This is a genomic window from Streptomyces sp. NPDC001700 (genome assembly GCF_053596435.1).
The window spans coordinates 45,259-57,886 of record NZ_JBSFGE010000001.1 but is presented as its reverse complement, the minus strand read 5'-3'; the positions used below and the strand labels follow the sequence as shown (position 1 = coordinate 57,886).

The following is a 12,628-nucleotide window of genomic DNA, read 5'->3' as shown; positions in this document are numbered from 1 at the left end:
CAGTCTGCACGCCGGGCGGGCATCGGTCGTGCCAGCGCTGACGGTCCGGGGGATGCGGGACGATGTCCGGTGCGGCGTCGGCGTAGCACGCACTAGGGGGACCGATCGTGGGAAAGTCCAGCTTCTGGGCGGTGGGGGCGCTCGGCGCGGAGGACATCGCGGAGCTGAAGCGGTGTGCGGCGGCGGCCATCGAGGCCGCTGCGGCTCGTCCGTCCGCGGTGGCGGCCTGGGAGCGCTGGGAGCGGGATGCCGCGCGAGGTGGCGGGGCGGTGCCGGTGTGGGGGCCCGACGGGTACAGCACGGAGGAGGCGCTGCGCCTGTACGACATGGTCAACGACTCCGCCTTCGACGCCCTGGACGCGTCCTGCGAGGTGCATGTCATGGAGTGGTGGGAACGGTTCAGCGGCGATGTCGAGCCGGTCATCGTGTCCGTCCGCAAGGACAATCCGGTGGCGGCCCTCTTCCACGGCCTCGGCCCCGCGCGGGCGGCGGCGCTGCCGGGGTGGGCGGGGGACGCGGTGCTCACGTCCGACGCGGTCCGCCGTCTGCTGCCCGCTGTCGAGGCGGCGTTCGCCGTGACCGGAGCGGAGCGCGCCCGGCTACTGGCCCGGATCGATGACTGGACGGGCGACCAGGAGCCCGAGGAGCTGCTCGACGGGCCGCTGCGGGTGTGGCGGGACGCGGCCGGGGCCGGGATGGGGCTGCTGGCATCCCGCGTCTGGCACTGAGAGACGAGTCGCGGGGCCGCCGAGGCGCCCCGGGCACCCCCTACCCCGGTATGACATCCGACTTGGCACCGGGGGTTGACGCCCCGCCATACGTCCGCTCCTTACGTTTCCCTCCGCCACCCACCGGAAGAGGGAAACCGCGGCCATGTCCCAGACGCTACGCCCCAGGCACTACGCCCGACGCCTGATCACGGCGGCGCTCACCATCACCGTCATGGCGGGAACGGCCGGGTGGACCGTGGCGCACGAGGAGCAGGCCGTCACGGGGCCCCCGCCCGGGACCGAGCGATGGCTCGCCGATCACTCGTCGGGCGGGCGCGAGCTGCCGGACCCGGGCCGCGTGTCGCCCGCCCGCATCGCCCGGTTCTTCGACGGGCTCGGCGACGCCCAGCGGCAGGCGCTGGTCATCCGGCACCCCGGGGTCGTGGGCAACCTCGACGGGGCGCCGCTCGCGCTGCGTTACGCGGCCAACGCGCGGGCCATCCGGGCCGCGCGGGACGCGGAGCGGCGGGCGGATCCGGGCAGCGCGCTGGCCGAGCGGTACGACGCGCTGCTCGCGCCCGGGCGGCAGATCCTGGCCTTCGATCCGCGCGGGCGCGGACAGGTCGCCGAGGTGTACGGGGACCTGGTGACGGCGCGGCGGACGGCGGTCGTCGTACCCGGGTCGGACATCGACCTGGCCGACTTCGACCGTACGCACGACCGGTATGGCGCCCCCGCCGGGATGGCGAAGTCCCTGCGGGCCCAGTTGGCCCGGGACGCGCCGGGGACCCGTACCGCCGTGGTGGCGTGGGTGGGGTACACCACCCCGGTCGGGCTCGGGCCGGACGCGGCGACCGACCGGCTGGCGAAGGCGGGCGCGCCACGGCTGGACCGCTTCCTGGCGGGGCTGTCGGTGACCACGGCGGGGACCGCCGACGCGCCGCCCGCCGTGTTCTGCCACAGCTACGGTTCCGTCGTGTGCGGCTCGGCCGCGTCCGCGATGGACCGTACCCGGGTGTCCGATCTGGTGGCGTTCGGCAGCCCCGGCATGGGTGTGGACGACGCCGAGGAGCTGGGCACGGAGGCGCGGGTGTGGGCGGCGCGGGACGGCTCCGACTGGATACGGCGGGTGACCGGTTACGACTTCATGGGTCTTGGCCACGGCGAGGACCCCACCGCCGCCGCCTTCGGCGCCCGCGTCGTATCCGCCGACCAGGCCGACGGCCACACCGGCTACTTCGCGCCGGGCACGGACTCGTTGCGCAACTTCGCGCGGATCGTCCTCGGGGACTTCGGGGCGGTGCGGTGCGGCGACGACGCCGGACGGGACGAGGACTGCCGCCACGACCTCGTCTAGCGCCGCGCGATACGGGGTTACGTCCCCTCCGGCAGCCCCCGGCCGGTGGCATAGATGTTGATCTTGTAGTCGAGGACGTCGAGCGTGCTCTCCAGCTCGGCGATCCGTTCCCGGACGTTCGCGCGGTGCGCGGTCAGCAGATCCTCGCGTTCGCCGTAGGTGTGAGCGCCCTCCCGTACCAGCTCGGCGTAGCGGACCATGTCCGCCACCGGCATTCCGGTCAGCCGCAGCTTGCCGACGAGGTCGAGCCAGTCGAGGTCGCGGTTGGTGAAGCGGCGCTGGCCGGTGTGGGTGCGGTCCACGTGCGGCATCAGCCCGATCCGCTCGTACCAGCGCAGGGTGTGCGCCGTGAGCCCGGTGTGCGCGGCGACCTCGCTGATCGTGTACCGGTCCTGGCCGGTCGGCCGGGGATGCGGGCGGCGGCCCACGCACGCGCGCGGCCTCGCCAGGGCCGGAACCCGCTCCTGCTCCTGCTCCTGCTCCATCACGGTCATGCCGTTGCACCCTCTCGCCGTCGTCGATGCGCAAAGCCACTCGACCACCTCAACGCTATAGACCTGGAGTGCACTCCAAGCAAGCGCGGATTTGGTGGAATCTTGGTCGGCGATAGGCTCGGGCCCCATGGAGAGCCTGCGGATGATCGAGAACTGGCCGGTCCCGACGGCGGCAGCGGCCGTCGTACGCGCGGACGGCACCGTGGCCGGATCCTATGGCCCGGTCGGCCACAGATTTCCGCTGGCCTCGGTGACCAAGCCGCTCGCCGCGTACGCGGCGCTGGTCGCGGTCGAGGAGGGCGCGGTCGAGCTGGACGAGGCGGCCGGGCCCGAGGGCGCCACGGTGCGCCACCTTCTCGCCCACACCTCCGGGCTCGCCTTCGACGAGCACCGGGTGGTCGCCGCGCCCGGCGATCGGCGGCTGTACTCCAACGCCGGGTTCGAGGTCCTCGGCGATCACATCGCCAAGGCCACGGACATCCCGTTCGGGGAGTATCTGCGCCAGGCGGTCCTGGAGCCGCTGGGCATGACCGCGACCGAGCTGAACGGCTCGCCCGCCAAGGACGCCGTCTCGACCGTCGAGGATCTCGTACGCTTCGCCGCCGAGCTGCAGGCGCCGCGGCTGCTGGCGGCCGAGACCGTGGCGGAGGCGACGGCCGTGGTGTACCCGGGGCTGACCGGGGTGCTGCCGGGGTACGGGCACCAGAAGCCGAACGACTGGGGCCTCGGCTTCGAGATACGCGACGCGAAGTCGCCCCACTGGACGGGGGCTTCGTCCTCCCCCCGCACCTTCGGACATTTCGGCCAGTCCGGGACGTTCCTGTGGGTGGACCCGGAGGCCGGGGCGGCCTGCGTCACCCTGACGGACCGCCCCTTCGGCCCCTGGGCCACCGAGGCCTGGCCCCCGCTGACCGACGCGATCCTGACCGACCTGGTGTAGCCCCCACCCCGCCCCTTCCCGAACCCATGGGCTCCGCCCCTGGACCCCACCGGCGGCCCGGTCGCCCGGGCGGGCCCCCGCCTGCGTCGCGGGTGCGCGGCGGCAGGCACCGGTCCGAAGCGGCCGTCGACTGGCCGGGCGGGGGCCACCCTGTCCCTGCGGACGGACGTGGCGGCACGGACCGCACCGTGGCGCGGGGCGCGCCACGCCTGTACGCGGCCCCCGACGCCAGCGCCATCGGCGCTGCCGCATCGCGGCGTGGGGCCTGACCGGGCCCTAGCCGCCACGGCCACCACCTCAGCGACCTGGCACCCGGCGCGGATCCAACTGCCAGGCGCCGACCGCACAACCAGCCCCAGCCCTGTGAGCGGGCGTGGGGGCGTCGGTGCTGCCGCAGCGCGGCGTAGGGCGTGCCCGGACCAGGGTCCAGGGGCGGATCCCCTGGTTCGGGAAGGGGCGGGGTGGGGACAAGCCCGCCCCAGCGCCCCGGCACCCGGCGCGGGCCCAACTGCCAGGCGCCGACCGCGCCGCGCCCACACACAGCCCCCAGCCCTGCGGCTGGACGTGGGGGCATCCGTGCTGGCGCATCGCGGCGTGAGGCCTGACCAGGCCCGGGGCCCAGAGGCGGAGCCCCTGGTTCGGGAAGGGGCGGGGTGGGGAGAAGCTCGGGCTAGCCGAAGGTTGGTTCCGCTTGCATCTCCCACAGCAGCAGCTCCGCCGGGCCGACAGCGCGGGCCTCCAGGCCCTCCGGGGCCGTGGCGCGGGCCGCGTCGCCCGCGGTGAGGGCGGCGGCGCCGATGCGGGCCTCGCCCCGGGTCACGTGGGCGTACACCCACGGCGCGTCCGGGAGCGCGGTGCGTTCGCCGTCGGCGAGGCGGCGTACGTGGAGCACCGCCTCGGCGCGGGCCAGGGCGTACGGGGTGCCGTCGGCGATGCCGCGGACGACCTCGTACTCGGGCTCGGCGCCGACCGCGCCGGAGGCCAGCCACATCTGGACGAAGGTGAGCGGCGCCCCGGACTCGTTGCGCTCGGAGTGGCGCACACCGCCACCCGCGCTGAGCCGCTGGACGTCGCCGGGGCGGATCACGGTGCGGTGGCCGGTGGAGTCCTCGTGGGTGAGTTCGCCCTCGACGACCCAGGTCACGATCTCCAGATCGCGGTGGGGGTGTTCGGCGAAGCCCGCGCCGGGGGCGAGACGCTCCTCGTTGCAGGCGACGAGGAGCCCGAACCGCACGTTGTCCGGGTCGTAGTGTCCAGAGAAGGAAAAGGCGTGGCGCGTCTCGACGCCCGCTCCGTCCCCGCCCCGATACCGTGCACCGGACCGCTGTACCCACATCATCCGGTCCACGGTAGTGCGCCCCGGACCGGACCGCTCCCGCCCCGTCCCTACCCCCGCGTATACCCCCGCGTAGCCTCCCGCCCCCAGCGTTCACCATCCGATAAGGCAGTCTTGTCCTCGTGCCTGAACCAGCCGCGAATACCCCGCATCCGCACAGTGCCACCCTGCGACGTCTGGAGAAGTCGTCCGGAAAGCTCGCCGCCGCCGCCATCACGCGCATGGACGAGCAGCTGCCGTGGTACAGGGCGATGCCACCGGAGAACCGCTCGTGGATCGGACTGGTGGCGCAGGCGGGCATCGCGGCCTTCACGGAGTGGTTCCGGCACCCGGAGGCGCCGCAGGCGATCAGCACCGATGTGTTCGGTACGGCGCCGCGCGAGCTGACCCGGGCGATCACGCTGCGGCAGACGGTGGAGATGGTCCGTACGACCATCGAGGTCATGGAGTCGGCCATCGACGAGGTGGCGGCTCCCGGCGACGAGTCGGTGCTGCGCGAGGCGCTGCTGGTGTACGCGCGGGAGATCGCCTTCGCCACCGCCCAGGTGTACGCGCAGGCGGCCGAGGCGCGCGGCGCCTGGGACGCCCGGCTGGAGTCGCTGGTGGTGAACGCGGTGCTCTCCGGCGAGGCCGACGAGGGCGCGCTGTCCCGCGCGGCGGCGCTCGGCTGGAACTCGCCCGAGCACGTCTGCGTGGTGCTGGGCACGGCGCCCGACGGGGACAGCGAGCTGACCGTGGAGGCGATCCGGCGGGCCTCCCGCCACGCCAAGCTGCAGGTGCTCACCGGGGTACTCGGCAACCGGCTGGTGGTGGTGGCGGGCGGCTCGGACAACCCGCTGCAGGCGGCGAAGGCGCTGATCGGGCCGTTCGCCAGCGGCCCGGTGGTGGCCGGTCCCGTGGTGTCGGACCTGCTGGCCGCCACCCGCTCGGCGGCGTGCGCCGCGGCCGGGCTGAAGGCGTGCACGGCCTGGCCGGACGCCCCGCGTCCGGTACTGGCGGACGATCTGCTTCCGGAGCGCGCGATGGCCGGAGACCCGGCCGCCCGCGCCCAGTTGGTGGAGGAGATCTACAGACCGCTGGAGGAAGCCGGCTCCGCGCTCCTGGAAACGCTGAGTGTGTACCTGGAGCAGGCGAGCAGTCTGGAAGGCGCCGCCCGGATGCTTTTTGTTCATCCCAACACTGTGCGCTACCGGCTACGACGTGTGACCGACGTCACCGGATGGTCACCTAGTGACGTCCGGTCGGCCTTCACGCTCCGGATAGCCCTGATCCTCGGCCGACTTGTCGATGGGGACATCAATCCCTAGTCCTTTGTGGGACTCCAACAATTCCCTTGACCGTTCTTCGTCCTTGTCCCCACGGGCGGGCGGGACCACCCACAAGAGAGAGTGTGAGAGTGCTCGTACTCGTCGCTCCCGGCCAGGGCGCCCAAAAGCCCGGCTTCCTGACCCCTTGGCTCGACCTCCCCGGCGTCACCGAACGTCTGGGCTGGTGGTCGGCCGTCTCCGGCCTGGATCTGGTCCACTACGGGACCGAGGCCGATGAGGAGGCGATCCGCGACACCTCGGTGGCCCAGCCGCTGCTGGTGGCCGCCGGACTCGTCTCCGCCCAGGCGCTGTTCGCCGACGGCCCGCACCGCGTCCAGGACGTGGTCGGCGCCGCCGCGGGCCACAGCGTGGGCGAGATCACCGCCGCCGCGGCCACCGGTGTGCTGACCGACGAGGCCGCCATGGTCCTGGTGCGCCGCCGTGGCCTGGCCATGGCCGAGGCCGCGGGCCGTACCGAGACCGGCATGGCCGCCATACTGGGTGGTGAGCAGGAGACCGTCGTCGCGCACCTCGACAAGCTCGGGCTGACCCCGGCCAACGTCAACGGGGCCGGACAGATCGTCGCCGCGGGCACCGCCGAGCAGCTGGCGGCGCTGGCCGAGGACAAGCCGGAGGGTGTGCGCCGCGTCGTACCCCTGAAGGTGGCCGGGGCGTTCCACACCGACCACATGGCCCCGGCGGTGGCCACGCTGGAGAACCTGGTCGCGGGCGTGCCGATCGCCGACCCGGGGACCGCGTACGTCTCCAACCGGGACGGTGCGGTCGTGGCGTCCGGCGCCGAGGTGATCCAGCGCATGGTCGCCCAGGTGTCCAACCCGGTCCGCTGGGACCTGTGCATGGAGACGTTCCAGAAGCTGGGCGTCACCGCGATGATCGAGGTCGCTCCGGGCGGGACGCTCACCGGCATCGCCAAGCGGGCCCTGCCGGGCGTGGCGACGCTGGCGCTCAAGACTCCGGACGATCTCGAGGCGGCACGCGCGCTGATCGCCGAGCACGCCGTACCCGCCGACACCCCGGCCGTATAGCCGAATAGGAGTTCCGAGAGCATGACCGCGAAGATCAAGCCCAGCAAGGGCGCCCCGTACGCGCGCATTCTCGGCGTCGGCGGCTACCGCCCCACCCGGGTGGTGCCGAACGAGGAGATCCTCAAGCACATCGACTCCTCGGACGAGTGGATCCGTACCCGCTCCGGCATCGCGACCCGCCACTGGGCCGGTCCGGACGAGTCGGTCGCCCAGATGTCCGTCGAGGCGGGCGGGAAGGCCATCGCCGACGCCGGGCTGACGCCCGAGCAGATCGGCGGCGTGGTCGTCGCGACCGTCTCGCACTTCAAGCAGACGCCGGCGGTCGCCACCGAGATCGCCCATCTGCTGGGCACCGGCAACCCCGCCGCGTTCGACATCTCCGCGGGCTGCGCGGGCTTCGGCTACGGGCTCACCGTCGCCAAGGGCATGGTCACCGATGGCACGGCGGAGTACGTGCTGGTCATCGGCGTGGAGCGGCTCTCGGACCTGACCGACCTGGAGGACCGGGCGACGGCCTTCCTGTTCGGCGACGGCGCGGGCGCCGTGGTCGTCGGCCCGTCCAAGGAGCCCGCGATCGGCCCGACCGTCTGGGGCTCGGAGGGTGACAAGTCCGACACCATCGCCCAGACGCTGCCCTGGGACGTCTACCGCGACCGCCCCACCGACGAGGTGCGCTTCCCGGCGCTGCGCCAGGAGGGCCAGGCGGTCTTCCGCTGGGCGGTGTTCGAGATGGCGAAGGTCGCCCAGCAGGCCCTGGACGAGGCGGGTGTCAGCGCGGACGAGCTGGACGCGTTCATCCCCCACCAGGCCAACATGCGGATCATCGACTCGATGATCAAAACCCTCAAGCTGCCGGAGCACGTCACGGTCGCCCGTGACGTGGAGACCACCGGCAACACCTCCGCCGCCTCCATTCCGCTCGCCATGGAGCGGCTGTTGGCGACGGGGCAGGCGAAGAGCGGCGACACCGCGCTCGTCATCGGCTTCGGGGCGGGTCTCGTCTACGCAGCGACGGTCGTTACCCTCCCATAGGCTCTCTAGCCCAGAACCACGCAGCCCCGGACGAGTCGGGCGCTGCTCACCCACCGCAACACACCGAAGAAGGAGCGCCGCAATGGCCGCCACGCAGGAGCAGATCCTCGAAGGTCTCGCCGAGATCGTCAACGAGATCGCCGGTATCCCGGCCGAGGACGTCGCGCTGGACAAGTCCTTCACCGACGACCTGGACGTCGACTCGCTGTCCATGGTCGAGGTCGTCGTCGCCGCCGAAGAGCGCTTCGACGTGAAGATCCCGGACGACGACGTCAAGAACCTGAAGACCGTCGGTGACGCCGTCGACTACATCCTGAAGCACCAGGGCTGAGCCGATCGCCTGTCGCCACCCGAGCGGTGGCAGAGGTCCAGCACCTCCTACGTAGGAGTGAAGAATTCCTGTGAACTCGACCAATCGCACCGTGGTCGTCACCGGTGTTGGTGCCACGACGCCGCTGGGTGGCGACGCCTCATCGACCTGGGAAGCACTGATCGCCGGTCGTTCCGGCATCAGCCACCTGGAGCAGGACTGGGCAGCCGAGCTGCCGGTCCGGATCGCCGCGAGCATCGCGGTGGACCCGGCCACCGTCCTGCCGCGGCCGCAGGCCCGCAAGCTCGACCGGTCGGCGCAGTTCGCGCTGATCGCCGCGCGTGAGGCGTGGGCCGACGCGGGCTTCACCGGCAAGGCCGGCGAGGACCCGTCGGTCGACCCGGACCGGCTGGGCGCGGTCGTGGCCTCCGGTATCGGCGGCGTGACGACCCTGCTCGACCAGTACGACGTGCTGCGCGAGAAGGGGGTCCGCAAGGTCTCCCCGCACACCGTGCCGATGCTGATGCCCAACGGTCCGGCGGCCAACGTCGGCCTGGAGGTCGGCGCCCGTGCCGGTGTCCACACCCCGGTCAGCGCGTGTGCCTCCGGCGCGGAGGCCATCGGCTACGCCATCGAGATGATCCGCAGCGGCCGCGCCGATGTGGTCGTCGCGGGCGGCACCGAGGCGTCGATCCACCCGCTGCCCATCGTCGCCTTCGGCAACATGATGGCGATGTCGAAGAACAACGACGACCCGCAGGGTGCCTCGCGCCCCTTCGACGTCAACCGCAACGGCTTCGTGATGGGCGAGGGCTCGGGCGCCATCGTCCTGGAGTCGGCGGAGCACGCCGCCGCGCGCGGCGCCCGGGTGTACGCGGAGGCCGTCGGCCAGGGCATCTCGGCCGACTCCCACCACATCACCCAGCCGGAGCCGTCCGGCAACGGCATCGCGCACGCGCTGCAGAACCTGCTGGAGAACACCGACCTGAAGCCCGCCGAGGTCGCGCACATCAACGCGCACGCGACCTCGACGCCGCAGGGCGACGTGGCCGAGATCAAGGCGCTGCGCAAGGTCTTCGGCGACGACGTGGACCACATGGCGATCTCCGCCACCAAGTCCATGACGGGTCATCTGCTGGGCGGCACGGGCGGTGTGGAGACGGTGGCCAGCGTGCTCGCGCTGTACCACCGGATCGCCCCGCCGACGATCAACATCGAGGAGCTGGACCCGGAGGCGGACGCGGACATCGTGCGCGGCGAGCCTCGGCCGCTGCCGGGCGCGGGCCCGATCGTGGCGCTGAACGACTCGTTCGGCTTCGGTGGCCACAACGTGGTGCTGGCCTTCCGTACGGTCTGAGCCCACACGGTGTGAAGGGCGCGCTTCCGGCTCCGGCCGGAAGCGCGCCCTTCGTGTGTCAGCCCGTGTGTCAGTTCTCCGTAAGGCCGCCGTCCGGAAAGCTGGCGAAGTACGAGGCGATCATGTCCTCGTCGCCATGGCCCTGCTCGACGGCGCGCCGGAACCGCTCCGCGCCCGCGGCCGCCACGTCCAGCCGCACCCCGGACCGCTGTCCCGCCTCGACGATCAGCCGGGCGTCCTTCTCGGCGGTCCTGGCCGCGAAGCTGGGTTCGAGGTCGCCGCCGAGCAACTGGCCCGCCTTGGCGTGCAGATAGCCGTTGTCCAGTGGTCCGCCCGCGATGGCGTCGAAGAAGCCCTGCGGCTCCACGCCGAGCCCCTCGGCGAGGGCGAGCGCTTCGGCGGTGCCGTGGGTGATGGCGAGGATCCAGCTGTTGATGACGAGCTTGAGCCGGGTGGCCGCGCCCTCCTCCCCGGCCTCGCCGACCCAGACCGTACGGCTGCCGATGGCGTCGAAGACCGGTGCCACGGCGGTGCGGGCGGCGGGTGGTCCGGCGGCGAGGACGAGGAGCTGGCCGTTCTCGGCGGGCTGCTTGGTGCCGAGGACCGGTGAGTCGAGGAGGATGAGGTCCTGCTCGCGGGCGAACGCGGCGAGCGTGTCGAGCCCGTCGAGGCCCGCGGTGGTGGCCTGGGCCCACACCGTGCCGGGGCGCAGCGCCGGGGCGGCCTGGCGCATCGTCTCCAGGGCGGCCGGGCCGTCGTGCAGGATCGTCAGGACGGCGTCGGCGCCGTCCACGGCCTGCGCCGGGGTGTCGGTGACGCGGACGCCGTCGGTGGTGAGGGGTTCGGCCTTGGCGCGGGTGCGGTTCCACGCGCGGACGTCGAGTCCGGCGCGGGCGAGGTTGCGGGCCATCCCGGAGCCCATGATTCCGGTGCCGAGGACCGCGACGGAGGTCGCTGCGGGGAGTTGTTCGGTCATGTCTCGCCACGCTAGGAGGAGAGTGCGTTTCAAGCCAATGCCGAAGGGGTCAGACGACCTGGTGCAGCCAGCGGACCGGGGCGCCCTCACCCGCGTAGCGGAACGGCTCCAGCTCGTCGTCCCACGGCTTGCCGAGCAACTTGGCGATCTCCGCGTGCAGATCGCCCTCGCCCCGGGCGGAGCGGGCCAGCGCGGCGCGCAGCCGGTCCTCGGGGATCAGGATGTCGCCGTGCATTCCGGTGACGGCGTGGAAGATGCCCAGTTCGGGGGTGGAGCTGTAGCGCTCGCCCTCGGCGGTGGCGCAGGGCTCGGCGGTCACCTCGAAGCGCAGCAGATGCCAGCCGCGCAGCGCGGAGGCCAGCTTGGAGGCGGTGCCGACCTCGCCCTGCCAGGAGAATTCGGCGCGCCAGGCGCCGTTGGCGGCGGGCTGTTTGATCCAGTCGAGGGTGACACGCACACCGAGTACGCCCGCGATGGCCCATTCGACGTGCGGGCACAGCGCGCGCGGAGCGGAGTGCACATACAGAACTCCACGTGTCGTCACCGGGGCCTCCTGTGCGGTTCGAGGTACGCCTTCCCCAGCGGCCTCGTGCCCGTACCGGTCACGCCCGGGACAGCACACGTCATTCTGCCCCAATGATCACCCTCGCACCAGTCCCGAGGTTACCTGCGGTGAAATTTATCGGGCAGAATTCTTTAGAAAAGGGACAGGATGTGACGCAGCGTAATGTGACGGTATCGCAACGCGCTTCCTTGCGCTGGAGTGGCGCTCAACTGCCACAAGAAAAACGTACCGCGCGGACCGGCCACAGGAGTGACGTACCGTCGGTCCCGGATAGATATCACCCAACAGTCGGAGGGGGAACAGCCATGCGGGCCAGCGCACCACGCTTGAAGCAGCGGATCACCGTGTCGACGCGTACCGGTGTCGTCCTGCTCACGACGGCCGCCGTCCTGAGCACGGCGGGGTGTTTCGGCAGCTCCGACGACCCCTCCCGGAACGGGCCGAGCAAGGGCGGCAAGAGCCGTGCCGAGGGCCCGGTGTGGAACACCCGCCCCAGCTCCATCGCCTCCCTGGGCGACTCCGTCACCCGGGGCTTCGACGCCTGCTCGGTGCTCTCCGACTGCCCCCAGGTCTCCTGGTCCACCGGCACCGATGTGAACAGCCTCGCCCAGCGGCTGCGCTCGGGCGCGCGCAGCTGGAACTACGCCAAGACCGGCGCGGTCATGGCCGATCTGCCCGGCCAGATCGAGGCGGCCGTCGCGCGCAAGCCGCAGCTGGTGACCCTGATGATCGGCGCCAACGACGCCTGCCGGAACTCGGTCACCGCCATGACCCCCACCGACGAGTTCCGCTCCACCTTCGCCTCGGCCCTCACCCGGCTGCGCCGCGAGGTGCCGAAGACGCAGGTGTACGTCGCGAGCGTGCCGGATCTGAAGCGGCTGTGGGCCGAGGGGCGGAAGAACGTGCTGGGGCGGCAGATCTGGAAGCTGGGCATCTGCCCGTCGATGCTGAAGGACTCCGACGCGATGGACGCGGCCTCGACGGAGCGTCGCCAGCAGGTGGACGAGCGGGTGGACGACTACAACCAGGCGCTGAAGGACGTGTGCGGGAAGGACCCGCTGTGCCGGTACGACGACGCGGTGCACAAGTACCGTTTCACGGAGCGCGAGTTGAGCAAGTGGGACTGGTTCCACCCCAGCAAGGCGGGTCAGCAGCGGCTGGCCGCGATGGCCTACCGCCGCATCACCAGCCCCTGACG

At 72.2% G+C, this 12,628-nt stretch carries 13 protein-coding genes; 9 read left to right on the top strand and 4 right to left on the bottom strand.

The window, feature by feature from the left end; genetic code table 11:
• Window positions 1-107: 107 nt before the first annotated feature.
• Both ACWC5C_RS00260 and ACWC5C_RS00255 read left to right on the top strand, forming a co-directional pair.
• Entirely contained in the window at window positions 108-728 is a 621-nt protein-coding gene (locus ACWC5C_RS00260) for a hypothetical protein (RefSeq protein WP_450872260.1), read from the top strand.
• Window positions 729-873: 145 nt separating this feature from the next.
• Complete coding sequence (locus ACWC5C_RS00255) at window positions 874-2,067, top strand: alpha/beta hydrolase (RefSeq protein WP_450872258.1); 1,194 nt, start codon at window positions 874-876, stop codon at window positions 2,065-2,067.
• 17 nt (window positions 2,068-2,084) lie between these two features.
• Here the strand turns inward: ACWC5C_RS00255 and ACWC5C_RS00250 are convergent, their stop codons facing one another.
• Window positions 2,085-2,561 carry a MerR family transcriptional regulator gene (locus ACWC5C_RS00250; RefSeq protein ID WP_450872257.1) on the bottom strand — a complete coding sequence of 159 codons (477 nt, stop codon included), beginning with the start codon at window positions 2,559-2,561 and terminating at the stop codon, window positions 2,085-2,087.
• Between the two features lie 127 nt (window positions 2,562-2,688).
• On the opposite strand from ACWC5C_RS00250, the gene ACWC5C_RS00245 reads away from it, so the two are divergent.
• Window positions 2,689-3,501, top strand: a complete 813-nt coding sequence (locus ACWC5C_RS00245) for a serine hydrolase domain-containing protein (protein WP_450872255.1) — start codon at window positions 2,689-2,691, stop codon at window positions 3,499-3,501.
• A 670-nt stretch (window positions 3,502-4,171) separates the two neighbouring features.
• Here the strand turns inward: ACWC5C_RS00245 and ACWC5C_RS00240 are convergent.
• Window positions 4,172-4,837, bottom strand: a complete 666-nt coding sequence (locus tag ACWC5C_RS00240) for a pirin family protein (RefSeq protein ID WP_450873203.1) — start codon at window positions 4,835-4,837, stop codon at window positions 4,172-4,174.
• A 122-nt stretch (window positions 4,838-4,959) separates the two neighbouring features.
• Here ACWC5C_RS00240 and ACWC5C_RS00235 point away from each other — a divergent pair, with 122 nt between their 5' ends.
• The 5 genes from ACWC5C_RS00235 to fabF all read left to right on the top strand — a co-directional run bounded on the left by ACWC5C_RS00235 (window position 4,960) and on the right by fabF (window position 9,889).
• A complete protein-coding gene (locus ACWC5C_RS00235) occupies window positions 4,960-6,144 on the top strand; it encodes a PucR family transcriptional regulator (RefSeq protein WP_385445430.1) in 1,185 nt (394 codons plus the stop codon).
• Window positions 6,145-6,233: 89 nt separating this feature from the next.
• Window positions 6,234-7,190 carry an ACP S-malonyltransferase gene (locus ACWC5C_RS00230; protein ID WP_450872254.1) on the top strand — a complete coding sequence of 319 codons (957 nt, stop codon included), beginning with the start codon at window positions 6,234-6,236 and terminating at the stop codon, window positions 7,188-7,190.
• 21 nt (window positions 7,191-7,211) lie between these two features.
• Complete coding sequence (locus tag ACWC5C_RS00225) at window positions 7,212-8,222, top strand: beta-ketoacyl-ACP synthase 3 (protein WP_450872252.1); 1,011 nt, start codon at window positions 7,212-7,214, stop codon at window positions 8,220-8,222.
• 82 nt (window positions 8,223-8,304) lie between these two features.
• Window positions 8,305-8,553: an acyl carrier protein gene (locus tag ACWC5C_RS00220; protein WP_009718247.1), complete on the top strand. Its 249-nt coding sequence runs from the start codon at window positions 8,305-8,307 to the stop codon at window positions 8,551-8,553.
• 70 nt (window positions 8,554-8,623) lie between these two features.
• Window positions 8,624-9,889, top strand: coding sequence for a beta-ketoacyl-ACP synthase II (gene fabF, locus ACWC5C_RS00215; protein WP_450872250.1), 1,266 nt, complete (start codon window positions 8,624-8,626; stop codon window positions 9,887-9,889).
• Window positions 9,890-9,959: 70 nt separating this feature from the next.
• On the opposite strand, the gene ACWC5C_RS00210 is transcribed toward fabF, so the two are convergent.
• Both ACWC5C_RS00210 and ACWC5C_RS00205 read right to left on the bottom strand, forming a co-directional pair.
• A complete protein-coding gene (locus ACWC5C_RS00210) occupies window positions 9,960-10,865 on the bottom strand; it encodes an NAD(P)-dependent oxidoreductase (RefSeq protein ID WP_450872249.1) in 906 nt (301 codons plus the stop codon).
• A 49-nt stretch (window positions 10,866-10,914) separates the two neighbouring features.
• Window positions 10,915-11,409, bottom strand: a complete 495-nt coding sequence (locus ACWC5C_RS00205; RefSeq protein ID WP_385445426.1) for a DUF3145 domain-containing protein — start codon at window positions 11,407-11,409, stop codon at window positions 10,915-10,917.
• A gap of 326 nt (window positions 11,410-11,735) precedes the next feature.
• Between ACWC5C_RS00205 and ACWC5C_RS00200 the strand changes: the two genes are divergently transcribed.
• Window positions 11,736-12,626, top strand: a complete 891-nt coding sequence (locus ACWC5C_RS00200) for an SGNH/GDSL hydrolase family protein (protein WP_450872248.1) — start codon at window positions 11,736-11,738, stop codon at window positions 12,624-12,626.
• Window positions 12,627-12,628: the final 2 nt, after the last annotated feature.